The following is a 19,524-nucleotide window of genomic DNA, read 5'->3' on the forward strand; positions in this document are numbered from 1 at the left end:
CCCCGGAGGGGATCTGTGGACAGCTCGAGCGTCCGTCTCGGACCTGTGGACAACGCGCTGGCGTGATGCGCGGTCGGTCGAGATCATCGGCGCATGACCGAGGTCTTGCTGGTGTTGACCGAATCCGCTTTGCACGACGATGTCGCGCGCTGTGGAGCCGCTGCCGGATACGCCGTGGTGCGCGGCGATCCGGCGCACTGCCGACACGACTGGCTTCGAGCCGGCGCGGTGGTGGTCGACGGTGTCGCGCTGCGGGATGTGGCGTCGCTCGCGCTTCCGGTCCGCGACGGGGTCTTCGTCGTCGCGGATGCGGCCGCGGCACAGTCGGTGTGGCGCGCGGGCCTGGCCGCAGGAGCCCGCGGGGGATATGTGTTGCCCGACGACGAGGAGGCGCTGACCGCGGCGATGTCCGGACTGCGGCGCCCCCGCCGGGCGGCGGCACCGGTCGTGGCGCTGGTCGGCGGCCACGGCGGCGCGGGGGTGAGCACCTTCGCGGCAGTGCTGGCGCTGACCGCGGCGCGGGCGGGGACGGCGGTGCTGCTGCTCGACGTCGAACCGGCGGGAGCCGGCGTGGACCTGCTGCTCGGCGCCGAGGAGACGCCCGGCCTGCGCTGGGGTGACGTCGCCGGGGAGACCGGGAGCATTCACCGGCAGGCGCTGTCGGCGGCCTTGCCGAGACTAGGCCGGGAACTCTCGTTTCTCACCCGCGGCCGCGACGACGGTGATCCGCTCTCGGCGGAGACGGTCCTGGCGGTGCTCGATGCGGCGCGGACGGACGGGCGGACGGTGATCGCCGACCTCGGGCGGGCGATGGATCCGGCCGCCGACGGAGTGCTGGATTCGGCGGACCTGGTCGTCGTGCTGACCTGTGCGACGGTGCCCGGTGTCGCCGGCACGCGAAAGCTGTTGTCGCGATTGGGGACCCGTGCGCACACCCAACTGGTGGTGCGTGGACCCGCCCCGGGAGGGCTCAGTGACAGACAGGTTGCCGAGGCCGTCGGGCTACCGCTGCTAGCATGCATGCGGTCGCGTTCGTCGATCGGCCGCCGATGCGAGGAAGGCGGATTGCGCGCGTCCAAGCGCGGGCCGGAAGTGCGGGCGGCCGATGCCGTGCTCGACGCGGCCGTCCGGGTTCGCGGGGCACGCCGATGAATTCCGAGCGCAACGTCGAACTGCTCGAACGCGTCCGGGAGCGGCTCGCCTCGCGGTCGGCGGACCCGGACGCGGAGACGATCGCCGACGCCGTGCGAGCCGAGTCGGGCGGCCTGCTCTCGGACACCGATCTTCTTGCCGCGCTGCGCTATCTGCAGACCGAACTGGTCGGTGCGGGGCCGTTGGAGGAGCTGCTGGCCGATCCCGCGGTCACCGACATCCTCGTCGTCGCGCCCGACCGGGTATGGGTGGAGCGCGGCGCAGGGCTGGAGCCGGCAGGCGTCCGTTTCGAGGACGACGCGAGCGTGCGCAGACTGGCGGTGCGGCTGGCGCTGGGTGCCGGGCGTCGCCTCGACGATGCGCAGCCGTGGGTGGACGGGCGACTCTCCGGCGTCGGCAGGCACGGCTACGCGGTCCGGCTCCATGCGATGATTCCTCCGCTCTCGATGGACGGCACCTGCATCTCGTTGCGGGTGCTCCGCAGTGCGTCGAAAGACTTCCGATCGTTGGTGGCGAGCGGCGGAGTGCCGCAGAGCGTGCGCGACCTGGTGCTGGAAGTGATCGCCCGGCGACGCGCCTTCTTGGTGGTCGGGGGTACGGGAGCCGGGAAGACGACGCTGTTGAACGCACTTCTGGGACAAGTGGATCCGGGTGAGCGGCTGTTGATCGTCGAGGACGCCCCCGAGCTGGATCCGCAGCATCCTCACGTCGTCCGGCTGGTCGCCCGGGCGCCGAACGTCGAAGGGATCGGGGAGGTGACCGTGCGTACGCTGGTCCGCCAGGCGCTGCGGATGAGGCCGGACCGAATCGTGGTCGGGGAGGTGCGCGGCGCCGAAGTGATCGACTTGCTGACGGCTTTGAACACCGGTCACGAGGGATGTGCGGGAACCTTGCACGCCAACTCAGTCCAGGAGGTGCCCGCCCGGATGGAAGCGCTTGCCGCACTGGGCGGGATGTCTCAGGCGGCACTGCACAGCCAGTTGGCCGCCGCGCTCGACGTGATCTTCGGGGTCGCTCGCCGGCCCGACGGCGGACGCGGCCTCGTCGAGATCGGGGCCGTGGAGCGCATGGGTGCGGGGCCGGTCCGGATCCGGCCGATCTGGAGTCGGGACGCCTCGGAGGAGGTGGGATCGTGACAGCGATCGCCGCCCTGGGACTCTGTGCGCTCGCGCTGCTGACGTGGCCGGCGGGCGGGGCGCTCCGGCGCACGCGGTTGCTGGCGGGGACCCGGACAGGGAGCCCGGTACACCGGCCCGTCGGACTCGCGGTCATGGCGGCGCTTCCGGTGCTGGCCGTGGTGGCCGGCGTGGGTCCGACAGTGGCAGCGGGAATCGTTGCCGCGCTGTGGTTTTCGAGACGACGTCGGAAGCGCGAGCGACGGTCCCGGGGGCGGCATGAGGCCGCGCTCCTGCGTGCGCTGTCGGTGATGACCGCTGAGTTGTCGGTCGGCGCTCCGATGGTGACGGCGTGTCGGGTGGCCGCGCAGGAGGTCGCGCCGGCCGATCTCGCAGTCGCCGACAAGCTCGCACGGATCGCGGCGCGCGTGGAGCTGGGCGGGAGCGTCCACGGGGCTGCGGTCGAGATCGATCTGCCGGTACTGAGGAGAATCGGTGATGCGTGGTCGATCTCCGTGCGCAACGGCGTGCCGACGGCATCGCTGCTGGAAGCTCTGCGCAGGGACCTGGTCCAGCGCGCGGAGTTCGTGGCGCGGACCGAGGCGGGACTGGCGGGACCGCGCGCAACGGCGATGGTGCTGGCCGGACTGCCGGTGCTCGGACTCGGGCTCGGCGAGTTGATGGGCGCGCACCCTGTCGGTGTGCTGCTGGGGTCGTCGTTCGGCTCGATTCTTCTGGTGCTGGGCGTTGTGCTGGCTGCGGTCGGCGTGGTGTGGTCGGACGCGATCGTGGACAAGGTGCTGCGGTGATCGCCGCGGCGGTGCTGTTGGCACTCGGGTGCCTGCTGTGGCCGGGCCCCGGACACTCGCTGGCTCGGGTGGTCCCGCCGGAATCCGTTGTGCGGTCCGGAACGTGGCGGCTCGACGGCGAACCGCGCTGGCTCAAGCCGAAGGGCGCGGCGGCCGACCCGTTCGACGTGGCGGCCGCGTACGACCTCCTCGCCGTCTGCCTGCGCGCGGGGCTGCCGGTGTCGCGAGCCGCGGAGGTGACGGCCGACCACGCCCCAGTCCAGCTTGCGGCGAGTTTTCGCCGTGCCGCGGAACTGCTGGCCCTGGGGGCAGAACCCGAACGCGCGTGGGCGACTGGTCGCGAAGGTGCCGCCGCCCCGGATCCGCACTTCGACGATCTTGCGATGTTGGCCCGGAGGGCTTCGCGAGCGGGATCGTCGTTGGCCGAAGGCGTCGCGGCGCTTGCCGAGTCGACGAGGGAGCGCGCGCAGACCGAAGCGCTGGCCCGTGCAGAGAAGGCCGGCGTCACGATCAGCGGCCCGCTCGGACTGTGCTTTCTGCCGGCGTTCGTGTGCCTGGGGATCGTGCCCGTCGTCGTGGGACTGGCCGGCGGAATGCTCGGCCAGCTCTGAGCCGGAGGCAGGGTGCTCTTGGTGATCGAGTAGCCGACGCGAACGAAGTGAGTGTCGGCGTATCGAGATCACCAGATCCCAGTCGGAGTGTGCTGCGGGAAGGCCGTTGATCGAGAGGCGTCGAGATCTCCCGCGACGGGATCGCCGTCCTCGGAGGGAACCGAACGGCCTGCGGGCGCGTCTAAACCTATGAACGGTTTCACGCTGAACAAGGGGGACAAGATGAATGACGGCAACTTTGGGTCGCGACTGCTCGATCGGGCGGGGGCGGAGGTGGCTCGCCTCGCGCACGACGAGGGCGGGATGAGCACCGCCGAATACGCGATCGGGACGATTGCGGCGGCGGCGTTCGGGGCGATTCTGTACACGGTGGTGACTGGGGACAACATCGTGAGCGCGTTGACGTCGATTATCGGCCGCGCGCTGTCGACGTCAGTGGGATGAGTCGGTCGTGGTGGCGGCGGTGTGCGGGGGACGAGACCGCGATGGTGACGGTCGAGGCCGCGTATGCGTTGGCCGCGTTGGCGGTGTTCGTCGTTCTCGGGGTCGGGGCGCTGGGCGCGGTTACCGCGCATGTGCGGTGTACAGATGCGGCTCGTGAGGTGGCGCGGTTGGCTGCGGCGGGGGATTCGTCGGCGACGGCGGTGGGGGCGCGGGTGGCGCCCTCGGGTGCCCGGATCGAGGTTCGCAGGGACGGGGAGCAGGTGGTGGTGCGGGTCGTGGCTCGTGTTCCGCTGCTGCCGATGTTCGACGTCTCCGCGCAGAGTGTCGCTGCGACAGAACCGGAGAGGTCCGAGCCGGTGGTCGGATGAGCGAGGCTTCGCGACTGTTGCCGCTGCGCTGACGATCGCTGGGTTGGCGGTGCTCCTGATCGCGATGTTCGGTGTCGGAGGGGCGGTGCAGGCGCGACATCGTGCTCAGGCGGCGGCTGATCTGGGTGCTCTGGCGGCGGCGCGATCGCAGTTGTTCGGTGAGGGTGATCCGTGTGCCCGGGCGAGGGATCTGACGGCGCGGCAGGAGGGTGCGCCGGCGGTGACGGGTTGTGTGCTCGTTGGCGAGGATGTCGTGGTGACGGTGACTGTCCGGGCGTGGTTGGGCCGGTTCGGGGTTCGGGATGCGGTCGCGCGGGCGCGGGCCGGGCCGGTGGAGGAGTAGCCGGTGGTGTTTCGGTGAGGTCGTCGCGCCCGGAAGCGCTCCGTGCGGGATGACGCCGCTCCAGTGTTTCCTCAGGTCGAGTGTCCGGAGGATTCCGGACCGGAGTTCGATTTCGTCGCTCTACCTGCACGTTCACAGATTCTTATTCCCGCGGGTTGACGTTGACGTCGCGCTCCTACCGTTGCTGCGGGCTCTCAGTCGGGGGCTCACACCGTAGAAACACCACGATTTCGGAGTGAGGATGAGACGACGTTTCACCCTTCTGCTCGACGATGTCGCGGCGACGATCGAATTCCTCGCATCACCTGGCGCTCGGCAGATCACGGCGCAGTCCTTCGCCGTCAACGGCGGTGAGGTGGCGACACGATAGCGGGCTCACCGAAGCCGGCTAGGCTACCAGCGGAGGCGACCGTCGCCGTCGAGATTGACAGGCGGTGAGCGAGGAACGTCGAATCGCCTCCTCCGTGCTGCGCCAGAGCCTTGGTTCACCCGAGGCCGAACCGCTCGCGCTCGGCGTCACTGAGCGGAGGAGCGGCAGCCTCGATGCGGGACACAGCGTCGGCGGGATCGAGCAGGACCACGAACAGGGAGCCGTGATCACCGCCGATCACGACTGCCGAACCGTCGCGGCGGGCGCTTCCGTACCAGCGGCCGGCGCCCGCCGGCCCGATCGGTTCACCCCATTGCGTCGGGGCCGCCGGGTTCTGGGTGACCACACGACGGCGGTCTGACCGTCGCCGGCCGCGATCAATTGCTTCCCGTCGTTGATGAAGTCGAGGGTGCGGACCGTGCCGCCGCGCTGCTGACGCCGCTCGGTCAGGAACGCGGGGCGATCATCGTCGACTCGCCAGAATCCGAGTACGCCGCCGTCTCCGCCGGCGACCACGACGTCCCCCGACCAGGCCAGAGCGTTGATCGCAGCGGCCGGGCCGCCGGTGGATTCGGCGAGCCTCCGGGGCCGAGCCGGATCAGACACGTCCCACAGGTTGACGTTTCCGTCGACGCCGCCGGTCACCAAGCGCGTGCCGTCGGGGCTCCAGGCCGCCGAGGTGGCCCAGGTGCCGGCCGAGCCGTGGGTCAGCGGAGGACCCGAGCGGGTGGCCGCCCCGTCCGGAGCGACCCGCCACAACTGGAACGAGTCGTCGCGCGCCCCGGTCAGCAGCAAGCTTCCGTGCGGTGCGAAGACCGCACGATGCTGATCTAGCGTGTCGAGAGCCAGCACCCGCGGTGCGCCCAGTCGACCGTCCCGGCCGACCGCCCGCACTTCGACGGTGCTGCGCCCGGTCGCCACCGCCGACAACGTGCCGTCGGCCGACAGCGACAGTTGATCGATCCGGGAGTTCCCGACGGTGTACCCGGCGTCCAGCGGCCGCGGTTGCGACGGGTCGCTGAGATCCCACGACAGCAGCGCGTCCCCGGAGCCTCCGGTGAGCATCCGGTCTCCCGCGATCGCCGGCGCGATCACGCGGCCGACATGGCCGCCCAGGACGGTCCCGGGCAGCGTCCAGATCCGGATGCGTCCATCGGCGCCCGATGTCACCACCCGTTCTCCGTCGGGAGCGAACGTCGCCGAGAACAGCGAACTGGCGGCGCCGCTGAGCGTGGCGCCCAGCTGGACCGGTATCTCGGGCCGAGCGATACTCCACACTCGCGCCGTGCCGTCGACCGATGCGGAGACCAGACGTCGGCCGTCGGGGCTGAAACCGACCGCCCAGACGGGGCCGGTGTGCGCGGTGATCGGCATGCCCAGAGGCCGCGGTGCGGCGGGATCACTGACGTCCCACATCTGCACGGTAGTGTCGTCCGATGCGGTCGCCAGGATGCGGCTGTCGGGGCTGAAGTCCAGACCGTGAACGGTGTCGTGATAGCCGATGATCACTCCGCGCGGCGCAAGAGTCCGCCCGTCCCACAACCTCGCGGTTCGGTCGGCGCTTCCCGAAGCGATCAGGCCGCCGTCCGGACTCCATGCGACGGTGCGAACGTCCCCGGTGTGCCCGTCGAGCTCGGCTTCCTGTTCGCCGGTCACCGCGTTCCAGATGCGAACGGAACCGTCCATTCCCGCCGTGGCTAGCCGGCCGCCCGACGGTTCCCACGCGGCGTACACTACTCGTCCTCGGTGGCCGCGGAGCTCCAGCGGCTGCCGCCCCGAGCCCGGTTCGGTCCAGATCCGGGCCGTGCCGTCGTCGGACGTGGTCGCCAGCTTCGTAGCGTCGGGAGACCACACGACCGCAGTCAGGAAGCCTCGGTGTCCGCGCAGAACGACGGGATCCTCGTCTGGGCGTACGGTCGTCCAGATCCTCGCGGCGCCGTCGGAACCTGTCGCAGCGATTCTGGCCCCGTCCGCGCTGACGTCGACCGTGTACACGGCGCCGCTGCCCGACTCGATCTCGCTCGCCAGCGGCAGGGTCCCTGTGGCGACCAGCCGAGAGCGGTGCACGTCGGACGGTGGCCTTTCGACACGGTCTCGGCTGGCGCCTCGCCCGGCTCAAGGGGCGGCTGGGCTCAGGGGGCGAGCGGGCGCAAGGGGCGTCCTTTCGACGGGCTCAAGGGGCCAGCGGGCTCAAGGGGCGAGCGGGCTCAATGAGTAGGGGAATCGGCGGCTTCGCCGCGGGCCTCCAGTCCGGCCTTCGTCGAGAGGGTGCGGTTGTGCAGGAACAACGACAGCACGAAGCCGACCGCGGCGATGGGCACCAAGTACCAGAAGGAAGGAGCCATCGCGTCGACGTAGGCGTTCACCACCTCCGTGTGCAGCGGTTCGGGGAGGTCGCGGACCACGTCCGGGGTCAACTCGCCGTCGCCCAGACCGGCCGGAAGCTGCGACGGTGGGATCGTCGCCATGACGTCGTGCAGGTTGGTAGCCAGGCGGCTGGTGAACACCGTCCCGAACACCGAGGTGCCGACCGCGGCGCCGATCTCCCGCAGGAAGTTGTTGGTCGACGTCGCCGTACCGACCTCGGACGGGTCCACCGAGTTCTGCACCGCGATGACGATCGTCTGGATCACCAGGCCCATGCCGAAGCCGAGGACGAAGATCATCCCGCCGAACAGGATCATCGACATGCTGCCGGTGATTCGGGTCAGCCAGGCGATGCCGAGCGTAGTGATCGCCATGCCCACGATCGGGAAGATGCGGTACTTGCCGGTCTTGGTGATCAGCAGGCCCGAACCGATCGCGGTCAGCATCACGCCCGCGGTCATCGGCAGCATCAGCAGTCCGGAGTCCGTCGGGCCCACGCCGCGGGCCATCTGCAGGAAGGTCGGCAGAAAGCTCAGGGCCGCGAACATCGTGATGCCCAGGACCAGGGCGACCGAGACCGACACGCTGAACACCGGATCCCGGAACAGCCGCAGCGGTACCAGCGGATCATCGACGTGGGTCTCGACGAAGATGAACAACCCGAACGAGACCACCGTCGCGATCAGCAGGCCCAGCAGCCAGGGATCAGACCAGTCGTACTTCCCGCTGGCGACGATGCTGGGCCAACTGGTCATGAACACGATGCCCGCCGTGGCGCCGGCGAGGAACAGTGTGCCGAACCAGTCGAACCGCCGGGCCGGCCGCTGCGTCGGCAGCTTGAGCGCGAAGAAGGCGACGACCAGGGCGATCAGGCCGATGGGGACGTTCAGCCAGAAGCACCAGCGCCAACCGGGGCCCTCGGTGAACCATCCACCGAGCAGCGGCCCGGCCACCGAGGCGATGCCGAAGATCGCGCCCATCGGGCCCATGTACTTGCCGCGATCCCGTGCCGACACGATGTCGGCGATGATCGCCTGCGACAGGATCACCAGGCCGCCGGCGCCCAGACCCTGGAAGGTCCGCGCCGCGACCAGCATCCAGAACGAGTCGGCCAGCGCCGAACTCAGCGAACCCAGGACGAACACGGCGATGGCGAACAGGAACGGCCAGCGCCGGCCGATCAGATCGCCGACCTTGCCGTAGATCGGCATGACGATGGCGATCGCCAGCAGATACGACGTGATGATCCAGCCCTCGTGCGACACGGCGCCCAGATCGCCGACGATCGTCGGCAGCGCCGTGCTCACCACCGACTGATCGAGCGAGGAGAGGAACATCGCGGCCATCAGTGCCGCGTAGATGACGTAGACGAGCTTCTTCTGGATGTGGACTGTCGCGTCGTCGTCGTCGCTCGTGTCGGCAGTCGCCGCCGGTCGGGGATCGGTCACCCGGCCAGCCTAGGACGACGGCGGGCGAGTCCGGGGCAGATCGTCGTGCGATGTCGCGCAGTCGGCACGGATCATCGCCTCGTGACTCGGCGCGGGGTGGAAGAACTCAGAAGAGGGTCGCCGGGCGCACCAGGTTGGCCAAATCGACGAGCAGGAACCGGTGGGCGCGGTTGTCCCTGGTCCGGCGGGCGAGCTCGCGCAGCGACCGCTCTGTGCCGGCGCGCAGGCCGTGCTCGGTGAACGGGAAGCCCAAGAAGTCGGGCGGATTCTCGACGTCCGCCTCCTCGGGGTGCGAATCGATCCAGCCCAGCGACGAGCCGAGCACGATCAGCTGGAGACGGCCCAGTCGGCCGTCCTCGTCGCTGAGGCGCTCCAGCCGTTCGGCGGCCTCGAACAGTTCCTCGCGCTGGATATCGGTAGGCGGTCGGCCGTGCACCAGGCACAGGATCGCGCTCTCCTGTGCGACGCCGTAGTGCCGGCTGGTCGTCGGCACCTCGTCGAGCGGCTCGATGGCCTCCAGATGCCGGTCGTCGGCGATCAGCATCCGGGCCAGCCCGAACGCCGCGGTGACGATGGAATGATCGGTCAGCCACAGGTCGTGGTAGTGGTGACGGGCGATGTCGTACCACTGCTCGATCTGGGCGACCTGCTCGTTGCTCACCTCGTCCTGGACCGACAGCCAGTACCCGATCAGTTCGGCCGTCCCCGCCGCGGCGAGCTTGGGCGCCACCTCGCCCGGCATCGCCTCCAGCACCGTGTGGAAGCGCTCGTAGGCCAGCTCCGCGCCGCCGTCTTGCAGGGCGCAGATCCCCAGATACCACTGCACCCGCCAGGAATCGCCGTGATGTTCGGTCACCTCCTGCAGCAGGCGCAGAGCGATGTCGAGATTGCCCAGTTCCAGATGTGCCCGGGCCTCGGCGAGGTCGACCTCGGCTGACGGATGGTCCGGGTTCTCGTCGCGGAGCGTGTCCGCATCGCTCGGAGTCAGCCCGGGAAAGCCCTCGTTGCGGGCCACCTTGATGGAGTCGAGCACCTGGCGTGGATAGCTGAGCGCCGCCGAACCGAGCAGCCCGGCCGCCGGGTCCTCGGGATCGACCAGCGGGACCGGCAGGGCGCGGGCGATGTCGGCCGGGTCGGGCACCGCGGCTTGACTCGGATCGAAGAACCCGTCGATCGGCGCCAGGATCAGGTTGGTGCCGAACGTGGAACGCTGCGGCGTGAAGACCTTCGACATCGCCGGTCGCGGCACCCCGGTGTGCAGGGCGACCGTCTCCCGCAGGACCGCGAGGACCTGGGTCGTCATCTCCTCCGTCGATTCGAAGCGCTCGCCCGGATCGGTCGCCGTGGCGCGCTGCAGCAGGTAGTAGTACGACGGGTTCTCGACGAACAGTTCGGTGGTCTCCGGATCCGGAAGACCCTCGACGTAGCGCCCCTGTTCCATCGGCAGGTCGAGAGTCAGCGCGGCCAGCGTGCGTCCGATGCTGTAGATGTCGGTGACCACCTGGGGGCCCGTCTCCACGATCTCCGGCGCCTGGAATCCGGGGGTGCCGTACAGATGCCCGTACCCGTTGATCGCCGAGACCGCGCCCAGATCGATCAGCTTCACCTCGTCGCTGGTGATCATGATGTTGTCCGGCTTGACGTCGTTGTAGGCGAGCCCGAGCTGGTGGAGGTGTCCGACCGCCGAGAGGACTTCGAGGATGTAGGCCATCGCCTGCTCGATCGGCAGGTTGATCTTCTCGCCCTTGGGGCCGGTGGTCAGCTGCTTGAGCGTGTGGCCGCCCACGTACTCCATCACGATGTAGCCGAGCTGGCGGTCTTCGTCGTCGGTGTATTCGACGAAGTTGTAGATCTTGACGATGCCGGGGTCGTTGACCGAGGCCAGGAACTGACGCTCGGCGATCGCCACCGCCCGGGCCGCCGAATCCGACGAATTCAGCAGCCCCTTGAGCACGACGGGGCGGTCCGACACGTTGTGGTCGACGGCCAGGTAGATCCAGCCCATGCCGCCGTGCGCGATGGCGCCGGCGATCTCGTACTGGTCGGCGACCATGGTTCCGCGGGACAGACCGGGGACGAAGGAGTATCGCGAACCGCAGTTCGGGCAGAAGCCGGTCAGCGGCCCCTCTCCGACTCCGGACGACCGCCCCACCGGTTTGCCGCATTTCCAGCAGAATCGCTTGCCCTCCACGATGATCGGGTTGGCCAGCACCGCGTCGGCCGGATCGATGTCCTGGATCACCGGCAGTTGCACCAGATCGCTGCCGAGTCGACGGTCGTGCACCCCCGCCGGGCCCCGCCGGGGCCGGCGCCGGACGGCCGACGGATCCTCGAAGTAGCGGCCCGACGGCGTCGCCTGGGTGGCGTGCTCCACGTCGGTGTCCTGCTCGGCGGCGTCGTCGTTCAGGTCGTCGGACAGGTCCGTGGGTGTGGCCTGGGTGCTCGGGTAGTCCTCGTCGTCGTCGAACTGCGGCGCGGCGGCCTGGGTCCGGACCGTCCCGACGGTGGCGTCGGGGTCCTGGTCAGAGCGATCGGGGGGCGGCGTGGTGGACACTGGTCAATCCCGGTAGAAGGTCGGAGGCGGATCGGCGGGCCCGAGGTCGGCGAGCCATCGGTCGTACGCGCGTCGCCAGCTGCCGTCGGCACGACGTTCGGCGAGCACACCGTTGACGAACCGCACCATATCGGTCTGGCCGAGCGGGATCCCGACCCCGTAGTACTCGACCCCGATCGGGTCCCCGACGATGCGGACCCACGGATCCTGTGTCGCGATCCCGGACAAGAGCGGTCCGTCGCCGGCGATCGCGTCGACCTGGCCCTGCTGCATCAGGACCAGGCAGTCGGCCCAGCTGTTGGTGCTGACGATCTCGGCGGTCGGGACGCGGCGCTGGATCCGCGTGATCGACGTCGAGTTGCGGGTGGCACAGACCGACTTGTGCGCGAGGCCGGCGACGTTCTCGATCCCCGAGTTCCGGTAGACCAGGATCCGTTGCGACGCCGTGTAGTACGGGGCGGAGAAGTCCACCGACTCGCGCCGGCTGCAGGTGATGCTCATGGATTTGACCACCACGTCGACGTCGCCGTTCTGCAGTGCGGTGACCCGGTCGCCGGTCGACAGAATCCGGTACTCGATGCGGACGTCGCCGAAGATCGCCTGGGAGATCCAGTGCGCCACGTCGACGTCGAACCCTTCGATGTCGCCGGAGATCGGGTCGCGGAAGCTGAGCGGGTTGCTTCCGATGTCGGTGCCGACCACCAGGCGCCCGCGCGAGGCGATGCGCGCCATCGTCGAGCCGCGCGGCATCTCTCCGGGCACCGGCATCTGCGCGGGCGGGCGCAAGCTGGCGGTCGCATCGCACGACGCGGAATCGATCCCCTCCGGGGTCTGCGCCCCGAACGATGCTCCCGGCGGCACCGGCACGTCGGCACTGGTGGTGGGCGGCTCGTTGGCGGTCAGTTCCGGCGCCGAGCAGCCGGCCAGCGTCAGTACGACGACGACCAGGCCCGCCAGCGCCGCAGTGGCGCGTGTGCCCCTCATCGGTACTCACCGATCCGAGGGATCAGACCGGCCGCGACCGTGATCGCCGCCAGCACGCACAGCCAGCCGATTCCGGTTCCGGTGTATCCGAGCAGTTGCTGGGAGCTGTGGATGTTGTCGCGGAACGTCGAGCGCGTCTGGTCGATGGCGTCGAGCAGGGAATCGTTCACTTGGGTGTACCCGGTCGCCGTGCTGATGTCCCCGGCGCCGATGGTGAGCGCCCGGGCGGCCACGAAGTCGCCGGCGGCGAGTCGCTGCGCCACCTCCTGGTGCGAGCGGTCCCACGCGGCGAGTGACACCTGCACCTGGCGCAGCGGTTCAGCCACGCCGGGGTCGTGGCCGTGCTCGGCGAGCAGCGTGTCGGTCTTGCCCCGAATCTGGGCGATCGCCGCGTTGAAGTCGCGGTCGAGCTGCCCCGGATCAGAGCGCCGGACCAGGCTCAGCGTCTCCGCGGAGCGGGCCTGCTGCGTCAGGATCCGCATGGTGGTCAACTCGTGCAGGGGCTCGGCGCCGGAGTTCTTCGCGGTGTTGGCCGCCGCCACCGACGTGAGGCCGGTGACGAGCAGCCAGACGGTGCCCAGTCCGAGCGCGGTGAGCGAGGCGATGATGCCGAGGTTGAAGTGCCTCCGGGTGCGGCGCGCCAGGTAGCGGCCGCTGCCGACGATCATCCCGATGGTCGCGAAGAGTGCGACGTAGACCCCCCACGGCGGCACCGTGAGGGTGCGCTGCGGTTCGGAGATGGCGGCCGAACGCTGATTGTAGAGTCGTTGCGCCGCAGGGAGAATGGTCTCCTGCATCAGACTCGACGCCTGCACCAGATATGCCGAGCCGACTGGATTGCCGAGCCGGTTGTTGGTGCGCGCGGTCTCGATCGCACCGGTGTAGACCGGAATGTGCACGGCCATCGCGTCCAGGTCCTCGCGGACCGATACACCGGCCCCCGGGCCCGAGTTGGCGGCCAGGCCCCCGCCGTCGGCGGACGCAACCAGGGAGGTGCCCGAGCTGGCGATCGCGTCGGCGTACAGGCGGCGCAGGTCGGGCGACTCGCGGCCGCCGGAGATGAACGCGGAGTTCGCGGCCGCGTCGGCCACCGACAGCGAGCTGTAGAGGACCTCCGCGGACTCCGCGAGCGGCTCGCTCCGGTCGATCAGGGACTCCAGGGTCTGGCTGCGTTCGTTGAGGACCGCCGACGAATACCATCCGGTCAGCAGACAGGCGAGCATCATGGCGACCATCACCACGACGAGCTTCCCCGGGGTGGTGAGTGCGTAGAACTTGAACGCGGCGATCGGTGAGCTGGCGCGTTCGCGAGTGAGTGCGGCGATCTCCCGCCGGTCGGCGATCACTTGGCGCAGGCGGGGATTGGCCTGCGTGGATTCGGGGAGGACGTTCCTCCCGGCATGCGTCAGCGCGCTGCGTACGGTCGACCTCTGCGCGCACACGACTGATGCCCTCCCTGCCGTACTTTCACCCTAGTCGGCAAACCCGTGCGGCACGCGCGCACCCGGTACCGTGTTGGGCAATACGATGTTGAGCCCACGAGCGGGAGGTCGACGGGTGCGCGGAGACGGTGACGGCTGGGTGTTCGATCCGGACGGCGCGCGCTACTGGGGACGGTACGGCGCGGCCGGCCTGCTGCTCTGCGCATCGATGGGCGACGACGGCGTCGGCGTCCTCCTGCAGCACCGAGCGGTCTGGTCCCACCAGGGCGACACCTGGGGGCTGCCCGGCGGAGCGCGCGACTCGCACGAGTCGGCAGTGGACGCCGCGGTTCGCGAGGCGCATGAGGAAGCGGGCGTCGACGTCGAGGTGATCGAGGTGCTCGAGTCCGAGGTGACGCACGAAGCGGTGAGCGGATGGACGTACACGACGGTGATCGCGCGGGTCCCCGAACCGGTGGCGACCACCGCCAACGGCGAGTCCGCCGAACTGCGCTGGGTGCCCGAAGATCAGGTCGACGACCTGCCGCTGCACCCGGCGTTCGGGCGGGCGTGGCCGGACCTGCGTCAGCGTCTGCGCTGACTCGCTCCGGACGAGGACGCGCTCCGCGGATCCGCGCGCTCAGCGCGCCGATGCGCGGAATGTCGCTCGCCCGGGAGCGGATCCGCGGAATCGTCAGCCAGTCAGGCGCGGCCGGTCAGCTGGTTGGCCGCGGAGACCAGGGCGCGGGCCGTGGCCTCGTCGCCCGTCCCGGCCCGCCCGTACGCCCAGCATCGCCGGCCGTCGCGCTCGCACAGCAGATAGGCCGCGATGTGCGCGCCGTCCTGCTGGTGGTAGAGCGAGACGATCTCGACGCCGGCCCCCAGACCGTGCAGCAGTTCGCTCATCGCTCCGATGGCGCCGGGGGCGCTGGTCTCCAGGCCCACGGCCTGCTCGTCGACGATCATGTCGACGCGGCAGCGGACGGTGTCGCCGGTCTCCGGCTCGATCTGCATGCGGCGCAGGGAGATTCCGCCCTTGGGGGCGAAGCGGCGGGCGAGCAGATCCGCGGTCATCGCGCGAGCGTCCTCGGGGAACCAGCGCGGCGGCGCGGGGTGGTCGTGAGGTTCATGGGTACAGCCTGAATGAGCTGTGAGAACGGTAGGCATCTTGCGGTGTCATTTCGGTCGAAATTCCGGTGACCGACGAACTGGTGGCGAAGACGACCCCTTCGACTCCGCTCAGGACAGGTGAACCCGCAGCGGGGGGTCGGTCGAATCAGACCCCGCTGCGGCGGGTTACGAGAAGGCACCAGTTCATGATGGACACAGCTTACTCGGCGTGCGTGCCCGTGCAACCGGTTTTCACGGCGTCGCGCAGCGCCCGGCCCGCCGTCTCCGGGTCGGCCTCGGCGGTGAGCGCCCGGACGACGACGATGCGCTCTGCCCCGGCGGCGGTCACCTCCGCGACGCGCGGCAGATCGATGCCGCCGATGGCGAACCACGGCTTTCCGGCTGCCGAACCGGCGGCGGTCCGCACCAGCCCGAGACCGGTCGCAGCGCGCCCCGGTTTGGTGGGTGTGGTCCAGCAGGGGCCGGTGCAGAAGTAGTCGACGTCGGGATCGGCCACGGCGGCGCGCACCTGGTCGTCGTCGTGCGTGGAGCGCCCGACGACGACGTCGGGACCCACGATGCGGCGGGCTTCGGCCGGGGGCAGATCGCCCTGTCCGAGGTGCAGGACGTCGGCTCCGGCGAGAGCGGCGACGTCGGCCCTGTCGTTCACCGCGAGGAGCGCCCCGGCGGCCCGGGTGAGCTGTTTCAGCTGCGCCAGGAGGTCGAGTTCTTCGGCGGCCTCGAGATCGCCGAACTGCTGCGCGCCGGGAGACCCCTTGTCGCGCAGCTGAACGATATCGACGCCGCCGGCCAGCGCGGACTCCACGAAGGCGAGCAAGTCTCCCCGTTCGCGCCGGGCGTCGGTGCACAGGTAGAGGCGGGCGTCGGCCAGACGTTCGCGGGGGCCGGGACGGGCGCTGCGATCCATACCGGCAACGGTAGGCTAGTGGTGCAATACGACACACGGGTGCCCGGAGGATCGCCGGGCTGAGATCGCGGAGCCGCCGCCGCCGACCGTCGAACCTGATCCGGGTCATGCCGGCGAAGGAAGGTGTGACGAAGCGGTGGCACGGGAACTGGCTATCGTCGGCGGCGGAGCCGTCGGACTGAGCTGTGCGCTGGCCGCGGCCGATCGCGGATGGTTGGTGCGGGTGTACGACGCTGGACCGGATCGCCGGGCGGCCCAGGTGGCCGGCGGCATGCTGGGGTGCCTCGGCGAAGCCCGACCGGGTGAGTCCGAACTGCTGGCGTTGTCCGCGGAGTCGGTGGCGCGCTGGCCCGCACTGCTCCGGCGGCTCGGCGACGACGTGGTCGCGGCCTCGGACACGCTGCTGGTCGCCGCCTCGGTGGCCGACCGGGCGTATTTCGACGACGCCGCGGCCTTCGCCCGCGGCGTGCTCCCAGACGCATCGATCGCCGAGCAGACGGCGAGTGCACTGCGCGCCGCCGAACCCGGCCTGGTCCGGACACCGCCGGGGGGCTATCTGCTGGCCGGGGAGGGCGCGGTGGACAACCGGCGCCTGATCGGTGCGCTGCGCGCCGCTCTGGCCGCCGTCGGTGCGGACCTGATCGATCACCGGATCGCCGATCTCGCCGAGGTCGCCGGGGACCGGATTGTGGTGGCCGCCGGCCTGGACTCCGGTGCCCTGGTTCCGGGACTGGACGGACTGCGCGGGGAGAAGGGGGAGATCCTGCGGCTGCGCCGGACGGCCTGGTCGGTGCCGCCGCCGCGGCACGTGGTGCGCGCCCGGTGGCACGGCCGGAACGTCTACCTGGTTCCGCGGCACGACGGCGTGGTGGTCGGTGCGACCCAGTACGAGGCGATCGATCCGGACGACCGCCGTCCGCAGGCGGGCGGCGTCGCCGATCTGCTGTCGGATGCGTGCGAACTGTTCCCGGGACTGCGGACCTACGATCTGGTGGAGGCCGCCGCGGGCATCCGTCCGGTGTCGGCGGACGGGTTGCCGATCGTGCGACAGATCGACGAACGGCTGATCGTGGCGACCGGACACGGCCGCAACGGCATCGCACTGGCGCCGGAGACCGCTCGCCGCGTGCTGGATCTGATCGGCGAACCGGCAGTGGACGAGACGCCCGGCGGAGGATACACGGATGAGAGGAGTGTTCGATGAGCACATCGGAGGGATCGATCGAGCTGACCGTCAACGGCTCGGAAGTCAGCGTCGAGGCCGGGACCGACGTCGCCGGCCTGCTGGCTCACCTGGGACTGCCGGACTGTGGGGTCGCCGTGGCGATAGACGGCGCGGTGCGGCCGCAGTCCCGGTGGGCCGAACCGGTTCCCGCGTATGCGGTGGTGGACGTCCTGACGGCGGTGCAGGGTGGTTGAGGGCGCCCCCGCCGCTGGCGGCGACGTCCTGGAAATCGCCGGACGACGGCTGAGCTCGCGGCTGATCATGGGAACCGGCGGGGCGCCCAACCTCGCCGTGCTGGAAGCGGCGCTGGCGGCCTCCGGCACCGAATTGACGACGGTCGCGATGCGCCGGGTGAGTCCGGCTTCCGGGACCGGACTGTTGGACATGTTGCGGCGCTTGGACATCCAGGTGCTGCCGAACACCGCGGGGTGTCACACGGCGGCAGAAGCGCTGCTGACCGCGCAGCTGGCCCGCGAGGCGACCGGCACCGAACTGATCAAGCTCGAGGTGGTCGCCGACGAGCGCACCCTCCTGCCCGACCCCGTCGAATTGCTCGACGGAGCCGCTGCACTGGTGGCCGACGGTTTCGCGGTGCTGGCCTACACCAATGACGATCCCGTGCTGGCCCGCCGCCTGGAGGACGCCGGGTGCGCCGCCGTCATGCCCCTGGGTTCGCCGATCGGCACCGGGCTGGGCATCGCCAACCCGCACAACATCGAGATGATCGTCGCGCGGGCCGGGGTGCCGGTGGTGCTCGACGCCGGCATCGGCACCGCCAGCGACGCCGCGCTGGCGATGGAACTCGGATGCGATGCCGTGCTGCTGGCCTCGGCGGTCACCAGGGCCAACGACCCCGTGGCGATGGCGCACGCCATGCGGCACGCGGTGCGGGCCGGGCGGCTCGCCGCCGGTGCGGGGCGCATCCCGAAGCGGTTCTGGGCGCAGGCGTCGTCGCCGGCGGTCGGTGCGGCGGGGGAATAGAGGTCTCTCGGCGGTTCGACGTCCGACTCCGGCCGGATGGGTGGTCTCGACACCTCCTCGCCCCAGGGGGGCTCGTCGTACTCGACCAGCAAAGGGGGGGGCTTGTCGTGCTCGACAGCAAAGGGGGGCTCGCCCCGGGGCTCGTCGTACTCGACCAGCACGTGGAGGTCGTGCTCGACCAGTCAGGCCTGGCTCGACCGGCCAGGGGGCTGTTCCCCGTCGGCGCGGCCGCGTCGCCAGCCGCCGAGTTCTTCGGGGGCCTCGCCGAAGTGGTCCGGGTCGCCACTGCCGTACCAGGCCACCAGGATCGCGCCGATCACCGAGCCGACGAAGCCCACCGTCGCGAGCCATGCCAGCCCGGGCAGGGCGTGGTCGCCGAGGAAGAGCACGCCGATGAGGCTCGGACCGGCGGTCTCGCCGACCACCAGGACCGCGGTCACGCCGTTGACGGCGCCCACCTGCAACGCCACGGTCTGAATGTAGAAGCCGCTCGCGCCCGCGACGGCGATGGCCCACGCCGCCGGGTCGGTGAGCACCCGGAACGGATCGAACGGGGCGACGCCCTCCAACACCCGGACGGCGATCGCGATGACGCCGAACTGCAGGCCGCCGGCGAAGCCGCCGACGAAGGCCGCGTACTTGCCGAACCGGTAGACGCCGAACAGCCCGATCGCTCCGACGACGAAGGCGGTCGCCAGAATGCCCCAGTGGAAGGTCATCACCGCGTGGTCGCGAGTCTCCGGCGACGACGACGCACCCAGCAGGCAGAGCGACAGGACCACCAGCCAGATGGCCACCCAGTCGCGGGTGTGCAGCTTGATGTTCAGCAGGAACGTGCCGACGAGAGCGGTCACCACGAGGTTCGCCGACACGATGGACTGCGCCAGGAACAGCGGCAGGAAGCGGGCCGCCACCGCACCGCCGGCGAAGCCGATCACGACCAGGACGGTGCCCAGGATGAACGCCGGATCGCCCAGCGTCGCCACCGTCGACGACATCGACGGCGGCGTGCCGTCTCCCGCCGCGGCGACGGTCTCGTTCTTCGCCTCCGCCGCGCGCCGTTCGGCGACGGCGACCCGTCGTGCGCCCAGGGCCCGCAAGACGGTGGACATGCCGTAGGCGACGGCCGCCATCATCGCTGCGATGATTCCCAATGCGTACAAGCCAGGTCCTTACTTGGGTAGGTCGATTCAGAACGCTATCAGGTGCCCGAAATCGGAATTTCCAGGTCAGCGAGGCGGCAGCCGCGGAGTCCGCGCCGACCGAGGCGCTCGCTGAGAATTCCGTGAGAGGG

Annotated in this window: 20 protein-coding genes and 1 riboswitch; of the genes, 11 read left to right on the forward strand and 9 right to left on the reverse strand. The window is 70.3% G+C overall.

The window, feature by feature from the left end:
• Window positions 1-93 precede the first annotated feature (93 nt).
• The 7 genes from ssd to C6V83_RS02965 all read left to right on the forward strand — a co-directional run bounded on the left by ssd (window position 94) and on the right by C6V83_RS02965 (window position 4,842).
• Window positions 94-1,152 carry a septum site-determining protein Ssd gene (gene ssd, locus C6V83_RS02935; protein WP_105941128.1) on the forward strand — a complete coding sequence of 353 codons (1,059 nt, stop codon included), beginning with the start codon at window positions 94-96 and terminating at the stop codon, window positions 1,150-1,152.
• Complete coding sequence (locus C6V83_RS02940) at window positions 1,149-2,288, forward strand: TadA family conjugal transfer-associated ATPase (RefSeq protein WP_105941129.1); 1,140 nt, start codon at window positions 1,149-1,151, stop codon at window positions 2,286-2,288. The genes ssd and C6V83_RS02940 overlap by 4 nt, the downstream gene beginning before the upstream one ends.
• On the forward strand, window positions 2,285-3,076 hold the full coding sequence (locus C6V83_RS02945) for a type II secretion system F family protein (protein WP_234353836.1): 792 nt from the start codon (window positions 2,285-2,287) through the stop codon (window positions 3,074-3,076). The genes C6V83_RS02940 and C6V83_RS02945 overlap by 4 nt, the downstream gene beginning before the upstream one ends.
• Window positions 3,073-3,687: a type II secretion system F family protein gene (locus C6V83_RS02950; protein WP_105941130.1), complete on the forward strand. Its 615-nt coding sequence runs from the start codon at window positions 3,073-3,075 to the stop codon at window positions 3,685-3,687. Before C6V83_RS02945 ends, C6V83_RS02950 begins: the two co-directional genes overlap by 4 nt.
• A 222-nt stretch (window positions 3,688-3,909) precedes the next feature.
• Window positions 3,910-4,131 (forward strand): DUF4244 domain-containing protein, encoded by a 222-nt coding sequence (locus tag C6V83_RS02955; RefSeq protein WP_105943676.1) that lies wholly within the window; start codon window positions 3,910-3,912, stop codon window positions 4,129-4,131.
• 41 nt (window positions 4,132-4,172) lie between these two features.
• Complete coding sequence (locus C6V83_RS02960) at window positions 4,173-4,499, forward strand: TadE family type IV pilus minor pilin (RefSeq protein WP_105941131.1); 327 nt, start codon at window positions 4,173-4,175, stop codon at window positions 4,497-4,499.
• Window positions 4,453-4,842, forward strand: coding sequence for an Rv3654c family TadE-like protein (locus C6V83_RS02965; RefSeq protein WP_325027375.1), 390 nt, complete (start codon window positions 4,453-4,455; stop codon window positions 4,840-4,842). The genes C6V83_RS02960 and C6V83_RS02965 overlap by 47 nt, the downstream gene beginning before the upstream one ends.
• Before the next feature lie 485 nt (window positions 4,843-5,327).
• On the opposite strand, the gene C6V83_RS18920 is transcribed toward C6V83_RS02965, so the two are convergent.
• The 6 genes from C6V83_RS18920 to C6V83_RS02990 form a co-directional block, all read right to left on the reverse strand.
• Window positions 5,328-5,453: a hypothetical protein gene (locus C6V83_RS18920; protein WP_267893968.1), complete on the reverse strand. Its 126-nt coding sequence runs from the start codon at window positions 5,451-5,453 to the stop codon at window positions 5,328-5,330.
• Window positions 5,450-7,279, reverse strand: a complete 1,830-nt coding sequence (locus C6V83_RS02970) for a WD40 repeat domain-containing protein (RefSeq protein WP_105941132.1) — start codon at window positions 7,277-7,279, stop codon at window positions 5,450-5,452. The genes C6V83_RS18920 and C6V83_RS02970 overlap by 4 nt, the downstream gene beginning before the upstream one ends.
• Window positions 7,280-7,419: 140 nt before the next feature.
• Complete coding sequence (locus C6V83_RS02975) at window positions 7,420-9,027, reverse strand: MDR family MFS transporter (protein ID WP_234353838.1); 1,608 nt, start codon at window positions 9,025-9,027, stop codon at window positions 7,420-7,422.
• 106 nt (window positions 9,028-9,133) lie between these two features.
• Window positions 9,134-11,581, reverse strand: coding sequence for a serine/threonine-protein kinase (locus C6V83_RS02980; protein WP_105941133.1), 2,448 nt, complete (start codon window positions 11,579-11,581; stop codon window positions 9,134-9,136).
• Between the two features lie 3 nt (window positions 11,582-11,584).
• Complete coding sequence (locus tag C6V83_RS02985) at window positions 11,585-12,565, reverse strand: glutamate ABC transporter substrate-binding protein (protein ID WP_105941134.1); 981 nt, start codon at window positions 12,563-12,565, stop codon at window positions 11,585-11,587.
• Entirely contained in the window at window positions 12,562-14,007 is a 1,446-nt protein-coding gene (locus C6V83_RS02990; RefSeq protein ID WP_105941135.1) for a hypothetical protein, read from the reverse strand. Before C6V83_RS02990 ends, C6V83_RS02985 begins: the two co-directional genes overlap by 4 nt.
• A gap of 115 nt (window positions 14,008-14,122) precedes the next feature.
• On the opposite strand from C6V83_RS02990, the gene C6V83_RS02995 reads away from it, so the two are divergent.
• Window positions 14,123-14,587: an NUDIX hydrolase gene (locus tag C6V83_RS02995; protein ID WP_105941136.1), complete on the forward strand. Its 465-nt coding sequence runs from the start codon at window positions 14,123-14,125 to the stop codon at window positions 14,585-14,587.
• A 101-nt stretch (window positions 14,588-14,688) separates the two neighbouring features.
• On the opposite strand, the gene C6V83_RS03000 is transcribed toward C6V83_RS02995, so the two are convergent.
• Entirely contained in the window at window positions 14,689-15,060 is a 372-nt protein-coding gene (locus C6V83_RS03000) for a 2-isopropylmalate synthase (protein WP_105941137.1), read from the reverse strand.
• 256 nt (window positions 15,061-15,316) lie between these two features.
• Complete coding sequence (gene thiE, locus C6V83_RS03005) at window positions 15,317-16,024, reverse strand: thiamine phosphate synthase (protein WP_105941138.1); 708 nt, start codon at window positions 16,022-16,024, stop codon at window positions 15,317-15,319.
• 25 nt (window positions 16,025-16,049) lie between these two features.
• Window positions 16,050-16,164: riboswitch (TPP riboswitch) on the forward strand.
• Here thiE and C6V83_RS03010 point away from each other — a divergent pair.
• From C6V83_RS03010 to thiG, 3 genes are all read left to right on the forward strand, one after another.
• Window positions 16,161-17,228: an FAD-dependent oxidoreductase gene (locus tag C6V83_RS03010; RefSeq protein WP_105943679.1), complete on the forward strand. Its 1,068-nt coding sequence runs from the start codon at window positions 16,161-16,163 to the stop codon at window positions 17,226-17,228. (Overlaps the previous riboswitch by 4 nt.)
• Complete coding sequence (thiS, locus tag C6V83_RS03015) at window positions 17,225-17,443, forward strand: sulfur carrier protein ThiS (RefSeq protein WP_105941139.1); 219 nt, start codon at window positions 17,225-17,227, stop codon at window positions 17,441-17,443. Before C6V83_RS03010 ends, thiS begins: the two co-directional genes overlap by 4 nt.
• The gene (gene thiG, locus C6V83_RS03020; protein WP_105941140.1) at window positions 17,436-18,230 is read left to right on the forward strand and encodes a thiazole synthase; all 795 of its coding nucleotides are present in this window, start codon (window positions 17,436-17,438) and stop codon (window positions 18,228-18,230) included. Before thiS ends, thiG begins: the two co-directional genes overlap by 8 nt.
• Before the next feature lie 182 nt (window positions 18,231-18,412).
• On the opposite strand, the gene C6V83_RS03025 is transcribed toward thiG, so the two are convergent.
• A complete protein-coding gene (locus C6V83_RS03025; protein ID WP_105941141.1) occupies window positions 18,413-19,393 on the reverse strand; it encodes a hypothetical protein in 981 nt (326 codons plus the stop codon).
• Window positions 19,394-19,524 lie beyond the last annotated feature (131 nt).

This window comes from Gordonia iterans, from assembly GCF_002993285.1.
Lineage (GTDB): Bacteria > Actinomycetota > Actinomycetes > Mycobacteriales > Mycobacteriaceae > Gordonia > Gordonia iterans.